At 34.6% G+C, this 17,549-nt stretch carries 13 protein-coding genes and 1 riboswitch; of the genes, 11 read left to right on the top strand and 2 right to left on the bottom strand.

The window, feature by feature from the left end; translation table 11 throughout:
• The first annotated feature begins 1 nt into the window (after nucleotide 1).
• From OLM57_RS06975 to OLM57_RS06985, 3 genes are all read left to right on the top strand, one after another.
• Nucleotides 2-604, top strand: coding sequence for a DNA-3-methyladenine glycosylase family protein (locus OLM57_RS06975; RefSeq protein ID WP_264566507.1), 603 nt, complete (start codon nucleotides 2-4; stop codon nucleotides 602-604).
• Nucleotides 605-715: 111 nt separating this feature from the next.
• Complete coding sequence (locus tag OLM57_RS06980; RefSeq protein WP_264566508.1) at nucleotides 716-1,246, top strand: inorganic diphosphatase; 531 nt, start codon at nucleotides 716-718, stop codon at nucleotides 1,244-1,246.
• 113 nt (nucleotides 1,247-1,359) lie between these two features.
• Nucleotides 1,360-3,942: a sodium-translocating pyrophosphatase gene (locus OLM57_RS06985; RefSeq protein WP_264566509.1), complete on the top strand. Its 2,583-nt coding sequence runs from the start codon at nucleotides 1,360-1,362 to the stop codon at nucleotides 3,940-3,942.
• A 90-nt stretch (nucleotides 3,943-4,032) separates the two neighbouring features.
• Here the strand turns inward: OLM57_RS06985 and OLM57_RS06990 are convergent, their stop codons facing one another.
• Nucleotides 4,033-4,647: a deoxynucleoside kinase gene (locus OLM57_RS06990; protein ID WP_264566510.1), complete on the bottom strand. Its 615-nt coding sequence runs from the start codon at nucleotides 4,645-4,647 to the stop codon at nucleotides 4,033-4,035.
• Between the two features lie 393 nt (nucleotides 4,648-5,040).
• Here OLM57_RS06990 and OLM57_RS06995 point away from each other — a divergent pair, with 393 nt between their 5' ends.
• Together OLM57_RS06995 and OLM57_RS07000 are read left to right on the top strand one after the other, a co-directional pair.
• On the top strand, nucleotides 5,041-5,931 hold the full coding sequence (locus OLM57_RS06995) for a GLPGLI family protein (protein WP_264566511.1): 891 nt from the start codon (nucleotides 5,041-5,043) through the stop codon (nucleotides 5,929-5,931).
• Nucleotides 5,932-5,965: 34 nt separating this feature from the next.
• Nucleotides 5,966-8,659 (top strand): carboxypeptidase-like regulatory domain-containing protein, encoded by a 2,694-nt coding sequence (locus tag OLM57_RS07000; protein WP_264566512.1) that lies wholly within the window; start codon nucleotides 5,966-5,968, stop codon nucleotides 8,657-8,659.
• Nucleotides 8,660-8,808: 149 nt separating this feature from the next.
• Here the strand turns inward: OLM57_RS07000 and metK are convergent, their stop codons facing one another.
• The gene (gene metK / locus OLM57_RS07005) at nucleotides 8,809-10,059 is read right to left on the bottom strand and encodes a methionine adenosyltransferase (RefSeq protein ID WP_264566513.1); all 1,251 of its coding nucleotides are present in this window, start codon (nucleotides 10,057-10,059) and stop codon (nucleotides 8,809-8,811) included.
• A 1,188-nt stretch (nucleotides 10,060-11,247) separates the two neighbouring features.
• Here metK and OLM57_RS07010 point away from each other — a divergent pair.
• From OLM57_RS07010 to OLM57_RS07035, 6 genes are all read left to right on the top strand, one after another.
• Entirely contained in the window at nucleotides 11,248-12,534 is a 1,287-nt protein-coding gene (locus OLM57_RS07010) for an O-acetylhomoserine aminocarboxypropyltransferase/cysteine synthase family protein (protein ID WP_264566514.1), read from the top strand.
• A 117-nt stretch (nucleotides 12,535-12,651) separates the two neighbouring features.
• Complete coding sequence (locus tag OLM57_RS07015) at nucleotides 12,652-12,861, top strand: hypothetical protein (protein ID WP_264566515.1); 210 nt, start codon at nucleotides 12,652-12,654, stop codon at nucleotides 12,859-12,861.
• Between the two features lie 235 nt (nucleotides 12,862-13,096).
• Nucleotides 13,097-13,204, top strand: a riboswitch (SAM riboswitch).
• Nucleotides 13,205-13,282: 78 nt separating this feature from the next.
• Nucleotides 13,283-14,269 carry an alpha/beta fold hydrolase gene (locus OLM57_RS07020; RefSeq protein WP_264566516.1) on the top strand — a complete coding sequence of 329 codons (987 nt, stop codon included), beginning with the start codon at nucleotides 13,283-13,285 and terminating at the stop codon, nucleotides 14,267-14,269.
• Nucleotides 14,266-16,680, top strand: coding sequence for a bifunctional aspartate kinase/homoserine dehydrogenase I (gene thrA / locus OLM57_RS07025; protein WP_264566517.1), 2,415 nt, complete (start codon nucleotides 14,266-14,268; stop codon nucleotides 16,678-16,680). The genes OLM57_RS07020 and thrA overlap by 4 nt, the downstream gene beginning before the upstream one ends.
• An 87-nt stretch (nucleotides 16,681-16,767) precedes the next feature.
• Nucleotides 16,768-17,010, top strand: coding sequence for a DUF2007 domain-containing protein (locus OLM57_RS07030; protein ID WP_264566518.1), 243 nt, complete (start codon nucleotides 16,768-16,770; stop codon nucleotides 17,008-17,010).
• A gap of 59 nt (nucleotides 17,011-17,069) precedes the next feature.
• Complete coding sequence (locus OLM57_RS07035) at nucleotides 17,070-17,504, top strand: OsmC family protein (RefSeq protein WP_264566519.1); 435 nt, start codon at nucleotides 17,070-17,072, stop codon at nucleotides 17,502-17,504.
• Nucleotides 17,505-17,549 lie beyond the last annotated feature (45 nt).

Consider the following 17,549-nt stretch of genomic DNA (forward strand, 5'->3'; position numbering starts at 1 on the left):
CATGCAACAAGCCATCGACCATCTTTTTCAAAAAAGCCCTATATTCAAACAGATTATAGATACATACGGATTTCCGACCATCCCCGTAAGACCTCAGGGATTTGAAACTTTGGTATTGTTAATTTTGGAACAACAGGTTTCGATAGATTCGGCAAAAGCCACTTTTTTAAAAATAAAAGCAAATCATGCCACCTTCAATCCAGAATTATTAATCCAAGTTTCAGATGAAGATTACAGGACTTTTGGTGTAAGTCGGCAAAAAACGACTTACATCAAAGCATTGGCCGCAGCAATATTGAATAAAGAAATTGATCTGGAGAGTTTGCCTCACAAATCGGCGCAAGAAGTTCGTGAAGAACTCATAAAAATAAAAGGAATTGGTAATTGGACTATCGATATTTATCTGATGTTTTGCCTGGAAGAGCCTGATTTACTGCCGCTGGGGGATATTGCTGTGGTCAACACCATAGAAGAACTGCTCGATATCCATGACAAAGCCATAATGGAAACCCATACCATAAATTGGAGCCCATATCGCTCATATGCTACTTTTTTGCTTTGGCATTATTATCTAAAAAAACGCAAACGCATAATAGTGTATTAAAGTGTCATTTTTACGAAAACGTTATAGTTATATATTGTCTTTTTTTATTGTAAAAAAGTATTGTTTGTGTACTTTTGCAGTCGCTAATAAATTAAGAAAAGATAAAGAATAATGACTGCAGACAAATTAAAAACTTTTGATGTATTAATCGAAATACCAAGAGGAAGTAGAAATAAATACGAGTATGATTTTTCGATAAAAAGAATGCGTTTCGATAGAATGTTATTCTCTTCGATGATGTACCCAGCTGATTACGGTTTCATCCCTGAAACATTAGCTTTAGACGGTGATCCATTGGATGTTTTGGTTTTGATAAACGAACCAACTTTTCCTGGTTGTGTAATTGAAGTAAAACCTATTGGAGTTTTTCACATGGCTGATGATAAAGGACCAGACGAAAAAGTAATCTGTGTGCCGGTTTCTGATCCGATTTGGAATTCATTGGAAAATTTATCCGATATCAACCCACACTTATTGAAAGAAATTGAGCATTTCTTCCAAGTATATAAAGACTTGGAGAACAAAGTAGTAGATGTAGAAGGATGGGGAGATGTAAATGAAGCTTTTGCAATCATTAAAGAATGTACAGAACGTTTCGATCAAATCGAGAATAAACCAGAAGGATTATTTAGCATTAAATAATTTTTACCTCTATTTTTTATAAAAAAAGCAATACTCTTAATTGAGTGTTGCTTTTTTTGTTTAAATTGCTATCGATTACATTTTTTTATATTAACAAACCAAAAAGAATATTTATGAATTCAATTATGATTTATGTGCCAATTTTTATGGCAATAATAGGGCTTATTTTTATGTCCATCAAACGATCTTGGGTCCTAAAGCAAGATGCTGGAGATGGCAAAATGAAGGAGATATCAGATTATATATATGAGGGAGCTTTGGCTTTCTTAAAGGCTGAATACAGATTATTGGCTGTCTTTGTTGTAATAGCTAGTGTTGTATTGGCAGGTATCACTTTTATTCCAGGAGTTAAAACCAATATATTAATAGTAGTTGCATTTGTTTTTGGCGCATTTTTCTCTGCTTTGGCAGGAAATATGGGAATGAAAATAGCAACAAAAACTAATGTTAGAACTACCCAAGCCGCTCGTACGAGTTTGCCGCAAGCTTTGAAAGTTTCATTTGGTGGCGGAACTGTAATGGGATTAGGTGTAGCCGGTTTAGCTGTTTTAGGATTGACTGGTTTTTTTATTGTTTTCTTCCAAATTTTTATGAAAGGACAATGGACTTCTACAGAAGACATGACGGTTGTTCTGGAAACATTAGCAGGTTTTTCTCTTGGAGCTGAATCCATTGCTTTGTTTGCCCGTGTGGGTGGAGGAATTTATACTAAAGCAGCCGATGTAGGTGCTGATTTAGTTGGTAAAGTCGAAGCTGGGATTCCAGAAGATGATCCACGTAATCCAGCTACAATCGCTGATAATGTTGGTGATAACGTAGGTGACGTTGCCGGAATGGGTGCCGATTTATTTGGTTCTTATGTAGCAACCGTCTTGGCAGCAATGGTACTTGGAAATTATGTGATAAAAGATATGGGTGGAAACATTCAGGATGCTTTTGGCGGAATAGGACCTATTTTATTGCCAATGGCAATTGCCGGTTTCGGAATTTTGTTTTCTATAATTGGTACTATGCTCGTTAAAATTACCGATGAAAATGCTAAAGAAGCACAAGTACAAAAGGCTTTGAATATTGGAAACTGGGTTTCTATTGTATTAACCGCTATTTCATGTTACTTCTTAGTGCAATATATGCTTCCGGAAACCATGAGTATGACTTTCTTCGGTGAAGGTTCAATGGATATTTCATCAATGAGAGTATTTTATGCTACACTTATTGGTTTAGTTGTGGGTGGAGCTATTTCATCTGTAACAGAATATTATACAGGATTAGGAACAAAACCAGTTATGGCGATTGTTCAAAAATCGAGTACCGGTGCAGGAACCAACGTAATTGCTGGTTTGGCAACAGGAATGATTTCTACTTTCCCAACGGTATTATTGTTTGCTGCAGCGATTTGGTCTTCTTACGCTTTGGCAGGATTTTACGGGGTGGCATTAGCAGCTTCTGCAATGATGGCAACTACAGCAATGCAATTGGCAATCGATGCTTTTGGTCCAATATCTGACAATGCAGGTGGAATTGCCGAAATGAGTGAATTACCAAAAGAAGTGCGTACGAGAACCGATATTTTGGATTCAGTAGGAAACACTACAGCAGCAACTGGAAAAGGTTTTGCAATTGCTTCGGCAGCTTTAACCTCTTTGGCTTTGTTTGCAGCTTATGTAACTTTCACAGGCATAGATGGAATCAATATTTTCAAAGCACCAGTATTGGCGATGTTATTCGTTGGTGGAATGATACCAGTTGTATTTTCTGCTTTAGCGATGAATTCTGTAGGTAAAGCCGCGATGGATATGGTATACGAAGTACGTCGTCAGTTTAAAGAAATTCCGGGAATTATGGAAGGAACCGGAAAACCAGAATACGCAAAATGTGTTGATATTTCGACTAAAGCCGCTTTGCGCGAAATGATGTTGCCAGGGATTTTGACTATTGGTTTTCCAATTGCAATTGTTCTTTTAGGGAAATTAGTTTACGGAAGTAACAATCAATTAATCGCCGAAATGTTGGGTGGTTATATGGCTGGAGTTACTGTTTCTGGAGTACTTTGGGCAGTTTTTCAAAATAATGCCGGTGGTGCTTGGGACAATGCCAAAAAATCATTTGAAGCAGGTGTTATGATCAATGGAGAAATGACATACAAAGGATCTGATGCTCACAAAGCAGCCGTTACAGGTGATACTGTTGGAGATCCATTCAAGGATACTTCTGGACCATCAATGAACATCTTGATTAAATTGACATGTTTGATTGGACTAGTTATGGCGCCGATTTTAGGAAGCGGAAGCAGTACTATTGAGACAAAAGGTGCTTGTCCTATGAAAGAAATCCGAATCAAAAAATGCACCATGGGTGAAGGTGCAATGATGATGGGCAAATGCGATATGGACAAATGCGCAAAAATGACTAAAGAAGAATGTGCAAAAATGTGCGACAGCCTAAAATGTACTCCTGAGCAAAAAGAAATGTGTTTGTCTCATTATGATAAAGATGGAAAATTTGTTGCTCCAAAAGGAAAAGCATGTTGTGCCAAAAAGCCAATGACTATGAGCAATGAAATAAGAATTGAAAAATCAAATGTTAACGGAAAAGTAACGGCTACTGTAACAAAAACGGTAAATGGTAATTCAGTAGTTAAGCAATTTCAAGGAACAGATGCTGAAGTTCAATCACAGATTGATGCTTTGAAATAGGAATGAATCATTCTTTTATTAAATTGAAAATGCCTCACAATTTGTGAGGCATTTTTTTGTTATCTGTGTAAATCTGTGAAGTCTGTTTTCCTAAAACAACCCATTCAATTCAGCATCAATTCGATTGATGATATTTCCTAAATCTTCTGGATTATCAACAAAATTAATATTGTCCACATCGATAATCATAATTTTTCCTTTGGTATAAGTATGAACCCATGCTTCGTAACGCTCGTTGAGGCGGCTTAAATAGTCAATGGAGATCGTGTTTTCGTATTCACGTCCACGTTTGTGAATTTGCCCTACTAAGTTGGGTATAGAACTTCTTAAGTAAATCAATAAATCCGGTGCTTTGACAAGAGATTCCATCAATTCAAAAAGAGAAGAATAATTTTCAAAATCACGATGCGTCATCAATCCCATCGCATAAAGGTTGGGAGCAAAAATATGGGCATCTTCGTAAATGGTTCTGTCCTGAATGATTTTTTTACCGCTTTCACGAATTTGCATTACTTGACGAAAACGACTGTTCAGGAAATAAATCTGCAAATTAAACGACCAACGTTCCATTTGATGGTAAAAGTCATCCAAGTAAGGATTGTCAACTACTTCCTCAAAATGAGGTTCCCATTTAAAATGTTTGGCTAACAAACGTGTTAATGTTGTTTTTCCTGATCCTATGTTTCCTGCTATAGCTACGTGCATTACGGTGTTGCGATTTTAGATTTGGTGAAATTTGAGGTTGTAAAAATAGATAAAATTTGGTCTTTGTAATACTATTTATTGAACGATTTTAAAATATTAATTTTTGATTTTGATTTTTTTTTAAAACGAAATTTTTTCCAATAAAAAGACTTAGTGATAGCTTCTTAAAAATAAAGAGCTGTAAAGTCATTTTTTAGAGCACTGTATATTAAACCATAGCGTATAATTAGGGTCTAATAATTTGTCAGACAATAAATGGTATCTGTCTATGCATTTTAACAACAGGTATATTTAATTTTAAATAAAGGCATATTGATGCTATCTTTGGAATAAGTATTCTAATTTTAAGAAATGAAATTCCATATTCCTATAAAAATAAAAAATCATCTACTAATGAAAAAACTAATTCTCACTTTCGCGTTAATCACAACAGTAATCCAAATAAATGCTCAGGAATTTCAAGGAATGGCGGTTTACGAATCAAAAACCAGCACTTCGGATTTTAAAAATCGTATGCAAGGCAATAAGGACATCACTCCCGAAATGCAAAAAAACATGGAAGAAGGTATGAAAAAAATGTTCGAAAAAACATTTATACTCAACTTCGATAAATCTGCATCAATTTATAAAGAAGAAGAAAAACTCGATGCTCCAACACAGGGCGGTGGTTTTGGAGGAATGCGTATGATGAGTTCTATGATGGGAGGCGGCGGAACTTTTTATAAAAATGTAAAAAGCAAATCCTATACTGTTGATAAGGAATTTATGGGAAAAGAGTTTCTGGTAAAAGACTCTTTACCCAATTTAAAATGGAAAATGGAAACCGAAACAAAGGTAATCGGTGGATACAATTGTTTTAAAGCAACTGCCGTTCGACCGGTAAGTAAATCTGATTTTAGAAATTTTAGACCCAAAAAAGAAGAGAAAACAGAAGTTGTAAAAACAGATGACAAAGAGAAAAAAACATCTTTTATGTCAGAGATTGAAATGCCAAAAGAAGTAACTATAACCGCATGGTACACACCAGAAATCCCAGTCAATCAAGGGCCTGAAAGCTATTGGGGGTTGCCTGGTTTGATTTTGGAAGTCAACGATGGAAAAACAACGGTTTTGTGTTCTAAAGTCGTTTTGAACATTAAAGACAAAGCCGAAATCAAAGAAGCTACAAAAGGAAAAGTGGTTTCTCAAAAGGAGTATGACGATATTGTGGTTAAAAAAATGGAGGAAATGAGAGAAATGAGAGAAAGAAACGGAGGCGGAATGCCAATGCGAATTGGAGGGTAATTATATCAAACACTAATTTTAGAAATAATTCTAAATGAAAAAAATACCATGCTTTATTTTGTTGCTCCTAACTTCTATTTCGTTTTCTCAAAATATTAGATTTGATGGTGTCATTCTGGACAATAACAAAAATCCTTTAAAGATGGCCAATGTTATGGCTATAAATAACGAAGCCAAAACAATGGATTCTTATGCTATTACCAACGACAAGGGAAAGTTTGTTTTGAATTTAAAGCCAAATACCAATTATTCGATCAAACTGAGTTATCTTGGAATGAAGAATAAGGAAATTACAGTGTCTACTTCCAGTCAAAATATGACGCAAAGTATAGTGATGGATTCCGGAGGTATAGAGCTCGAAGGGGTTGAAATTGTACGGGAAATGCCTGTTTCTATAAAAGGGGATACAATTGTATATAATGCCGATTCCTTTAAATCAGGAACTGAGCGAAAACTTGAAGATGTTTTGAAAAAACTCCCTGGAGTCGAAGTAAATTCAGACGGACAAATTGAAGTGGAGGGGAAAAAAGTATCCAAATTAATGGTGGAAGGAAAAGACTTTTTTGACGGGGACACAAAGCTTGGCGTAAAAAACATTCCAGCCGATGCGATTGATAAAATTCAGGTGCTTAGAAATTACAACGAAGTGGGCGCCTTGAAAGGGTTGGAAAACAATGAAGAAAATGTGGCCATGAACATCAAACTCAAAAGCGGAAAGAAAAACTTTTGGTTTGGAGATATAAATGCAGGTGCTGGTCCAGACGAAAGATATGTTGTGAATCCGAAATTGTTTTATTATAATCCGAAATACAGTGTCAATTTCATTTCAAATTTTAATAATATTGGGGAATTGCCTCTTACGATGCAAGATTATTTTAAATTCACTGGTGGTTTTAGGAGCATGATGAAAAAAGGAGGAAGCAACTTTAATGTTTCTTCCAATGATTTAGGGATTTCAATTTTAAAAAATAATCGCGCCAAAGAAATAACTACTCAATTCGGAGCAACAAATTTTGCTTACAATGTTACTAAATCCTGGAGTTTAAGTGGTTTTGCTATTTTATCCGAATCACAAACCGTTTTAGAAACCAAATCACAGACAAATGTTTTGGATCCCAATTCTACCACCGTGTATTCTACAGAAAATAGGGAAGATGATACCAACCAAAAAAGTCATTTGGGATTGTTTAAAGTAAGTTCTACTTATAAACCGAATACTAGATTCCAGTTTGATTATGATTTTTTGGCTAAATTGTCCAAACAAGATGAGGTGAGTGCTATTCTAAGCCAATCGATAGATGCTACAGGAATTAGCATTCAAAATATTGATACTCATAAAATTCAAAATCCAACCTCATACAATCAGAATATCAGTTTGTATTATACCCAAAGCGACAAAAATGTTTTTGCGTTCGAAATGCAAAATTTATACCAAGATGAAGATCCTTTTTACAATGCCATTTCGCAGTACCAACCTTTTGTTTTGCCAGGTTATGTTCCCGGACAAAGCAGCAATGACATTAACCAAAACCGATTTGTAAAAACCAATAAAGTGGATGCAAAGCTGGATTATTATTATATGATAACTCCAAAGAGCAACCTTAATTTTACTTTTGGGAATACGTATTCGTATCAAAATTTCAATTCCAGTATGTTTCAGATATTGGATAATGGAAACACGAATAATCTTGTGGATCCTGCAGATAATAATACAGTTAATTATAGTTTTAATGATGCTTTTATGGGATTGCATTATAAAATTTTGACGGGTAAATTGACCATCACGCCGGGAGTGAGTTTTCACTATTATGATATGACCAATACACAATTGGGAGTCAGTTATACAAACAATTTTACTCGAGTTTTACCCGATTTATATGCTTTGTATCAAATAAAAAAGGCCGAAACATTGACCTATAATTTAATTTTCACCAATGATTTTACAGACATTAATAAGTTGGCTGAAGGTTATGTTTTAAATAATTACAACAGTTTATTTAGTGGAAATAGCAGATTATCAAATGCCACTTCCCAAGTGCATTCCTTGCGCTATTTTAAATACAATATGTTCAATTTCGAGAATATTTTCGCCAACATAAATTACTCCAGAGTTGTTGATGCTGTAAAATCGAATGTGATTTTTGATGGGACAAACCAGACTTCTACACCTTATAATTCAAATGATTTGGATCAGACCATTTCTGGAAATGGAAGCTACGGACGCTCTTTTTTGAAAAACTATAAAGCATTGGCCAATTTGAGTTTGAACTGGTCAAAATACAATAATATTCAAAATGGTATTAAGGCGGCATCTGAGAGTTTTACTCAAAGTTATACCGTAAAAGTAGCGACAAACTATAAAAATTTACCCAATCTAGAAATAGGTTACAATGCCGTTATAAATAATTTTGACAGTGATATTTTTTATACCGATAAACCGTTCGCAAAATTGGACTACTATTTTTTAAAGAGTTTTTCATTTGTTACAGAATATGAGTATTACCACTATTACAACAACAATAAAACAGTAAACAATCAATATGATTTTTTGAGTGCGAGTTTGATTTATCAAAAGAAAGACAGCAAATGGGAATATAAAGTTTCTGGCACCAATTTACTGAACACAGCATCATTAAATGACGATAGTTTTTCTGAATTTTCTACCAGAACATCAAAATATACTGTGCAACCGCGATATATTGTTTTTTCTTTGAAATACAATATATAGGAATAGAAGTTAATACTGCTTTTTTTGAATTAAATTGTATTTGTTTAGTAATTAATTATTTGTTCATAATTCAAAAAAAGGCTTCTATTCTTTACAAAAAAACCATTCGGAATACGAATGGTTTTTTTATGAAATATTTTTTTAGATTATTACAATCCAAAAGCAGTTTTTACTTCGTTTACAAAGTCTAATTTTTCCCAAGTAAACAAATCAACAGTTACAGTTTTAGTTAAACCACCAGGAGCGGAAAACGTTTTGGTTACAGTTTCAGGAGTACGTCCCATGTGTCCGTAAGCCGCAGTTTCGCTATAGATTGGGTTTCTTAATTTCAAACGTTGTTCGATAAAGTAAGGACGCATATCAAAAATAGCTTCTACTTTTTTGGCAATTTCACCATTGGTCAAATTCACTTTTGATGTTCCGTAAGTATCAATAAAAATACCCATTGGTTTTGCAACTCCAATTGCATACGAAACTTGAACTAAAATCTCATCAGCAACACCAGCTGCAACAAGATTTTTAGCAATGTGACGAGTCGCATAAGCAGCACTTCGGTCAACTTTACTCGGATCTTTTCCAGAGAAAGCACCACCACCATGGGCTCCTTTTCCACCGTAAGTATCTACAATGATTTTTCTTCCTGTCAATCCAGTGTCTCCGTGAGGTCCTCCAATTACGAATTTACCAGTTGGATTGATATGGTATTGAATTTTATCATTGAATAAATGAGCGTGAGCAGGATTTTTTGCAATGATTCGAGGAATCAATATTTCGATAATGTCTTTTTTGATTTTTGCAAGCATAGTAGCTTCTTCGTCAAAATCGTCATGTTGTGTCGAAATTACGATAGCATCAATACGTGTTGGCTTGTTGTCATCGCTATATTCTAAGGTTACTTGAGATTTTGCATCAGGACGTAAATAAGTGATTTCGTTGTTTTCACGTCTTAAAATGGCTAATTCCTGCAATAATTTATGTGATAAATCAAGTGCCAGTGGCATGTAATTGTCAGTTTCATTTGTTGCATAACCAAACATCATTCCTTGGTCACCAGCTCCTTGCTCTTCTTTACTTGCTCTGTCTACTCCTTGATTAATATCTGCAGATTGTTCGTGAATTGCTGAAAGAATACCACAAGAATTGGCTTCAAACATGTATTCACTTTTGGTGTAACCAATTTTGCGAATTACTTCACGAGCAATTTGTTGTACATCCAAGTAAGTATTTGACTTTACTTCACCAGCCAAAATTACTTGACCAGTAGTAACCAAGGTTTCACAAGCTACTTTTGAGTCAGCATCAAATGCCAAAAAGTTATCAATTAATGCATCTGAAATTTGATCTGCAACTTTGTCTGGGTGTCCCTCACTTACAGATTCTGACGTAAATAAATAAGCCATAATAATTATAAATTTTAAAAATTAATCGAGAAAAAAATAATTGCTGGAAAGGCTAAAGGAGAGTTTCTGCTTTAGCATTTTTTCTACTGAAAATTTTTCAGCATCCATAATGAATCCGGTTCATTATGAAGAGGTTGCAATCAGTTCAAATTTTTCCTCTTGTATTCGGGTGCAAATGTATGAAACCATTTTGAATTGCAAATTATTCTTTTGTTTTTTTTAATTAATTAAGAGGAATTTAACAAGTTCTATTAATTCTATAGAATTTATAAAAATAAATTGATTTTTGCTTGGTGGTTTAAAAAATAGTTTGCAATTTTGTCCCGCCGAAATAGGATTAATTAGAAATAAAATTAATGATTTCAATATTTGTTGTATGATATGTGTTGTGGAAAGCTTCCTGAGAGCATAGTATGTTATGTTGTTCTTTTTGTTTTTAAAAATCCATTACTCACCATTGCTATTGTATTATTAGGTTTGGTCGCCAAATTATTTTGAAAGTCAATTCATTCAAATTGGTAAGAGTTCTTGTTTTTGACCTAATTTTTAGTTTTAAATCTATTTATATGAGAAATTTTTGTTAAATAAAAGACAGTAAAATTTAGAATTAAGAGCTTTTGTTTTTATAATAATCTCATTTTTAATATGTTCTAATTTTAATTATTTGTTTTGTAAGTGTTAAATTTTGTGTTTAGTATTAGGATTATTAAAAAAAAGTTTGGATATTTGTAAAACAGAAATAAAAAAGTAAGAAATGAAGTTTAATGTATGCAATATGTCAAAAAAAGCCATTCAGGATGAATCCTGTGGGGAGTGTGTATAGCTTAATTTTAAATTCAAAAATATATAGCAAAAACCTCCCAAAAATACGGGAGGTTTTTTTTTGTCATTTTCAAGGTTAAAAAAACGATAACAATAAGTAAAAAAATAATAAAGCATGCCCCAACTCTACACGTTTAAAACTACCATTTGCAAGGCAAATAAGATTATGATGTGCATATGCGCCATGGTGTGTGTTTGTGTCTGTTGATTCCAAAAGTATAAGTTTATCATACAACTTAAAACCCTTTTGGATACGTATCTAAAAGGGTTTTTTGTTTTTCTGTCCTCAAAGGATAAGAAAATCAGAATTAAAAAATAAATAGTAAAGCCAAATAAGCTTAAAATAAAAATTAAAAAAAAGAAATTATGAGTTCAAATAAATTTGCAACGAATGCATTGCACGCAGGACATGATGTAACAAAACACGGTGGTACACGAGCAGTGCCTATTTATCAAACGACTTCTTATGTATTTAATAATTCAGAACATGCTGCCAATTTATTTGGTCTTGCCGAAGCTGGATTTATATATACCCGATTGAATAACCCAACCAATGATATTTTAGAGCAACGTTTGGCGGCTTTGGAAGGCGGTATTGGAGCAGTGGTAACGGCATCTGGAACAGCGGCTATTGCAACTACATTATTGGTTTTGTTAAAAACTGGAGACCATATAGTAGCTTCCAACAGTTTGTATGGAGGAACCTATAATTTATTGAGTGCTACTTTACCGAGATTGGGAATCACAACCACATTTGTGGATCCGTCAGATTCGGCAAATTTTACCAAAGCTGCCAAAGAAAATACAAGAGTATTTTTTGCAGAAAGTTTGGGAAATCCAAAATTAGACGTTCTTGATCTTAAAGCCATTTCGGAAGAAGCCAAAGAGTATAATGTTCCTTTCATTGTAGATAATACGGTTCCGTCACCTTATTTATTGAATCCAATTGAGTATGGAGCCAACATAGTGATACACTCCCTTACCAAATATATTTCTGGAAACGGGACTTCACTGGGAGGAGTTGTTATTGATGCAGGAACATTTGACTGGAGCAGTGGTAAGTTTCCTGAGTTTACAGAACCGTCACCGGGATATCACGGATTAGTGTATCACGAAGCACTCGGAAATGCCGCTTTTATTGCCAAAGTAAGAATCGAAGGATTGCGAGATTATGGTGCGGCACTTAGTCCATTTAATGCTTTTCAGATTATACAGGGATTGGAAACCCTGCCTGTTCGAGTCCAGAAGCACAGCGAAAACGGATTGGCATTGGCTCAGTGGTTGGAAAAACAGGAAGCCGTAGCTTGGGTCAATTATCCCGGTTTGAAGTCGAGTAAATATTATGATTTGGCTCAGAAATATTTGCCAAAAGGACAAAACGGATTGCTGACATTTGGTTTAAAAGGCGGATTTGAAGCAGCTAAGAAAGTAGCTGATGAAACAAAGCTGTTTTCACTTTTAGCCAATATTGGAGACACCAAATCCTTGATTATCCATCCGGCCAGTACAACGCATCAGCAGTTGTCCGATGCAGAGCAGGTCGCCACGGGAGTAACCAAAGATTTGATTCGACTCTCAGTAGGATTGGAAGATATTGAAGATTTAAAAGCCGATTTAGCAGCCGTTTTTGCAGAATTAACAGTAAAAGTATAAATGCACAATTGATTTTTTAGGAAACGAAACTCATTGTGCTATAAAAAAAAACAGAATGTTGCAGAACATTTGAAATATAAGCCATAAAACAAACATTAATTACAAAAATAAAGTATCATGAAAACTATAACATATATCACAAGCAAAGTAGAGTTACTAAAAAATATAATTTTGAAATCAATAAAAGTAGAACCTTTTAATCTTATGAAAGAGTTGGATCACACCAGGTTTCATGTAGACGAGAACTTCGATTTGAAAGCAAAAAAAGGCAACACCTCTTTATTGTTTCATATGTACTCTAAAGAAAATGAAACTCTTTTTATATAAGTTAAAGAGAAGTATCACAGGAAATGTGTAGGTAAAAATTATTTGCCAAGAATTGCACGGATAAAAACACGAAATGTTCTTTTTTGAATGGAAAGAAACACGTGAGAATTAGTGCGATTCTTGGCAATTTTTTAATTGACGAGCGACAATTGTTTCAAAGATGAATTGAATAATAATTTGGTTGTTTCATAAAATTGTAGTTAATTTGCACCTTTAAGTTCAGAAACGTATTGAAATGTTATAAAGAAAGGCAGAGGGATTAGACCCGATGAAGCCTTAGCAACCCTTCGATTTATCGAAGAAGGTGCTGCATTCTACCACGCCAAACGTGGAAAGATAACACAAAGAATTCAACTAGTTTTTTCTAGCTTTCTTCATAATATTTCCAGGTACAAATCAAAAAATCAAAATAGATTTGAAATTGGAAAATATACCAACCACAATTACAATACAAAATTTTACTACCGAAAGTGGTGCTTTTTATGCTGCCATCAATTTGAGTTATCAGCTTTTTGGTCCAGCATTGCATACGGCACCTATCGTTTTGGTCAATCACGCATTAACAGGGAATTCACAAGTGGTGGGTTTGAAAGGATGGTGGAATGTACTTATTGGCGAAAACAGAACCATAGACACCAACAAATATACCATACTCGCTTTTAATGTGCCTGGAAATGGTTTTGACGATACTATAATCGATAACTATTTGGATTTTACGGCCAGAGATGTGGCTAGACTTTTTATAGAAGGACTTAAAATACTTCAAATTAAGCAATTGTTTGCGATTATTGGAGGTTCTGTAGGTGGCGGAATAGCTTGGGAAATCGCTGCTTTGTCACCACAAATCACAAAACATTTAATTCCGATTGCAACCGATTGGAAATCTACTGATTGGTTGATTGCCAATTGTTTTTTGCAAGAACAAATTTTGAATAATTCGGCAAAGCCAATTGAAGACGCTCGCATTCACGCGATGTTGTGTTACCGAACACCGGAGTCTTTTAAAGCAAAATTTGATCGAACAACCAATGAAGAATTGGCCGTTTTTAATATCGAAAGCTGGCTGAACCATCACGGGGAGAAGTTGCAAAAAAGGTTTCAGCTTTCGGCGTATAAATTGATGAATCAATTATTGAAAACGATAGATATTTCTAGAAACAGAGATTCTTTTGTTGCTGTCGCGTCACAAATTGAAGCAGATATTCATATTATTGGAATTAATTCAGATTTGTTTTTTACGGTAAATGAGAACAAAGAGACCTACGAAATATTGAAAAAACACAAAGAGAATGTGACGTTTCAAGAGATTGATTCCATTCACGGACACGATGCTTTCTTGATTGAATATAAACAATTGGATAATTTGTTGAAAGGAGTTTTTAAGTTAGAAAAAAATATATCAAAATGAAAATATTAAAATTTGGAGGAAAGTCTTTGTCAAATGGAGACGGAATCAATAAGGTAGTGGCAATTATTGCCGGAAAGGTAAATAATGGAGAGCAGATTGCTGTGGTGGTTTCTGCACGTGGGAACGCAACGGACGAATTGGAAGAAATATTGGCTTTGGCTTCTAAAAACGGAGATTACAAACCGCTTTTTGAAGATTTTAAGAGTTATCAGCAAGACGTTTATGAGGATGTGGATTTGTCTGAAGAGTTCAATAAATTGGAAAAACTTTTTGAAGGAGTAAGCCTGATTGGAGATTATAGTGTAAAAATTAAGGATGAAGTGTTGTCTAAAGGCGAGCTGATTTCGGCTAAATTACTGACGGCTATTTTAATAAAAAACGGTATAAATGCTCACTTTGCAGATACAAGAGAGTTGATAAAAACCGACTCGAATTATGGTGATGCGCAACCAGTTGAGCAATTGTCTAAGAAAAATGTGGTGGCTTATTTTAAGGCACATAATGGTACAACGGTTAATGTTGTGACAGGTTTTATTGGTTCGAATAGTAAAAATGAAGCGACAACATTAGGTAGAAACGGTAGTAATTATACCGCTTCATTGTTAGCGAATTATCTGGATGCAACGGAACTTCAAAATTACACACACGTTGACGGAATTTATACAGCAAACCCTGATTTGGTTTTGGATGCCAAAAAAATAGATCATTTGTCTTTTAACGAAGCGAATGAGTTGGCCAATTTTGGAGCAACTATTTTGCACGCAAAAACTATTATTCCTTTGTTGGAAAAAAATATTCCGCTTCGAATTTTGAATACATTCAATCACGAAAATCAAGGAACATTAATTACTTCCAGAGCAGATAAAGAAGGAATCAAAACACTTTCTGTTCTTGAAAATGTAGCTTTGGTTAATCTGGAAGGTCGAGGATTACTTGGAAAAACCGGAGTTGACGCCCGTATTTTTAAGGTAATGGGAGATAACGAAATTAGCGTTAGCATAATTTCACAAGGTTCGTCTGAAAGAGGAATCGGGCTCGTGGTTGATGCTGACAAAGCGACGAAGGCGATGATCGAACTCGAAAGAGAATTTGAAAATGATTTTTATTCGAAAGATGTCAATAAAATTACGGTTACCGATAATGTTTCGGTAATTTCGATTATCGGACAGGATTTGAGTACGTTTCATAAACCGTATACGGCTTTGATCAAAAACAAAATTGTTCCAATCCTTTTCAACAACACGGTGACGGGTAAAAACGTTAGTTTGGTGGTGAAAAAATCGGAGTTGAACAAAGCGTTGAATGTGATTCATGGAGAGATTTTTGGAGTTTCGAAGAAAATAAATATTGCAATTTTTGGTCACGGATTGGTAGGAGGAACGTTGATTAATCAAATTTTAGAATCGGCTGGAGCTATCGAAAAACGCAAAGGAATCAAACTGAATGTTTTTGCTATTGCCAATTCCAAAAATGTGCTTTTGAATAAAAATGGAGTCTCGCCAAATTGGAGAAATGAAATTCAAACCAACGGAACTTCATACACAATCGAGGATGTTATTGCTTTTGCCAATGAGCATCACTTGGAGAATTTGATTGCTATTGACAATTCGGCATCTACTACTTTTGTTGAAAATTATATCAAATTGGCCGAGAACAGTTTTGACTTAATTTCGTCCAATAAAGTGGCGAATACGTTGAGTTATTCATTCTACAAACAGTTGAGACAAGTATTGGAAGACAATCAAAAAACCTACCTTTATGAAACCAATGTTGGCGCGGGTTTACCATTGATTGATACCATAAAATTATTGCACCTTTCGGGTGAAAATATCACTAAGATAAAAGGAGTTTTCTCAGGAACTTTGAGTTACTTATTCAATAATTTCTCTGCGAAAGACGCTCCTTTTAGCGAAATACTAAAAGAAGCCATCGATAACGGCTATACAGAGCCAGACCCAAGAGAGGACCTTTGCGGAAACGACGTGGGTAGAAAATTATTGATTTTGGCGAGAGAATTGGATTTGCAAAATGAGTTTGAGGAAATTAATATTCAGAATTTAATTCCGGAACATTTGCGTGAAGGTGATGTTCCTGATTTCTTGAACAAATTGACAGAGTTTGATCCCATTTATGCTAAAATCAAAGCAGATCAACAACCCAATCACGTGTTGCGATACATTGGAGAATTATCGGGTGATTTGCAAAACGATAAAGGAAATCTGGAAGTGAAATTGGTTTCGGTACCAAAAGAAACTGCTTTGGGTGGATTGAAAGGTTCAGATTCGTTCTTCGAAATTTACACAGAATCTTATGGAGATCGACCAATTGTAATTCAAGGTGCAGGAGCAGGTTCGGCAGTTACGGCTAGAGGGGTTTTTGGTGATATTTTGAGATTATCGGATAAAGGGTAAAAAAAGTAATCAGTGATCAGTTTTTAAATAAAAAATCCGTTGAATCCGCGTTAGAAAATCGCATTATTAGCATTTAAAATAATAGTTATGGTAGAAGTTTTTAGTGGGTCATATTTTGAAGCAATGAATGTTAGAAATTTATTAGAAGGAAAAGAAATTTCAGTTTTTACCCAAAACGAATATATGTCAAATATTGAGCCTTGGGTTGTTGCTTCGGGAGGTTTAAATCCTGTAAAACTTCAAGTTGATGAGCTGGATTTTGATGCATCAAAAATAATAATTGAGGATTATTTAAATGGCAATAATAATTTAGAAACTGAAGATCAATAAAAAAATCTGCTGAATCTGCGTTTGAAAATCTGCATCATCAGCGTTTAAAAAAGATAATAATGAAAATAACACTTAACAGAGTAAACGACAACTTCCATTTCGAAATGAAAAACGAACGTGGAATGGTTGTAAATGTAGATAGCCGTCCAGAATTTGGTGGTAATGACATGGGGCCAAGCCCAATGGAATTGGTATTAATGGGTGTTGCAGGATGTAGCGGAATTGATATGATTTCGATTCTAAAGAAACAGCGTCAGGAAATCACTTCTTTCAAGGCTGAGGTAGAAGGCGAACGCGTGCAAGTTGGTGAAGCAAAACCATTCAAAGATATTCACGTTGTGTTTTATTTGGAAGGACCAATCAACGGAGAAAAGGCGTTGAAAGCAGCACAACTTTCTTTCGAGAAATATTGTTCGGTTTCCAAAACACTAGAACCAACCGCAACAATACATTATAAAGTAGTTTTGAACGGAGAAGAATTAGCGAAAATCTAAATTCATCAACTTTTGAACTTTAATATTAAATAATTATAAAGCCTT

It is taken from the genome of Flavobacterium sp. N3904, from assembly GCF_025947305.1.
GTDB lineage: Bacteria > Bacteroidota > Bacteroidia > Flavobacteriales > Flavobacteriaceae > Flavobacterium.

What these genes read in the sequence shown, in the direction of transcription:
- OLM57_RS06975 (WP_264566507.1), top strand. Translation starts at nt 2, where the DNA reads ATGCAACAAGCCATCGACCATCTTTTTCAAAAAAGCCCTATATTCAAA.
- OLM57_RS06980 (WP_264566508.1), top strand. Translation starts at nt 716, where the DNA reads ATGACTGCAGACAAATTAAAAACTTTTGATGTATTAATCGAAATACCA.
- OLM57_RS06985 (WP_264566509.1), top strand. Translation starts at nt 1,360, where the DNA reads ATGAATTCAATTATGATTTATGTGCCAATTTTTATGGCAATAATAGGG.
- OLM57_RS06990 (WP_264566510.1), bottom strand. Translation starts at nt 4,647, where the DNA reads ATGCACGTAGCTATAGCAGGAAACATAGGATCAGGAAAAACAACATTA.
- OLM57_RS06995 (WP_264566511.1), top strand. Translation starts at nt 5,041, where the DNA reads ATGAAAAAACTAATTCTCACTTTCGCGTTAATCACAACAGTAATCCAA.
- OLM57_RS07000 (WP_264566512.1), top strand. Translation starts at nt 5,966, where the DNA reads ATGAAAAAAATACCATGCTTTATTTTGTTGCTCCTAACTTCTATTTCG.
- metK (WP_264566513.1), bottom strand. Translation starts at nt 10,059, where the DNA reads ATGGCTTATTTATTTACGTCAGAATCTGTAAGTGAGGGACACCCAGAC.
- OLM57_RS07010 (WP_264566514.1), top strand. Translation starts at nt 11,248, where the DNA reads ATGAGTTCAAATAAATTTGCAACGAATGCATTGCACGCAGGACATGAT.
- OLM57_RS07015 (WP_264566515.1), top strand. Translation starts at nt 12,652, where the DNA reads ATGAAAACTATAACATATATCACAAGCAAAGTAGAGTTACTAAAAAAT.
- thrA (WP_264566517.1), top strand. Translation starts at nt 14,266, where the DNA reads ATGAAAATATTAAAATTTGGAGGAAAGTCTTTGTCAAATGGAGACGGA.
- OLM57_RS07030 (WP_264566518.1), top strand. Translation starts at nt 16,768, where the DNA reads ATGGTAGAAGTTTTTAGTGGGTCATATTTTGAAGCAATGAATGTTAGA.
- OLM57_RS07035 (WP_264566519.1), top strand. Translation starts at nt 17,070, where the DNA reads ATGAAAATAACACTTAACAGAGTAAACGACAACTTCCATTTCGAAATG.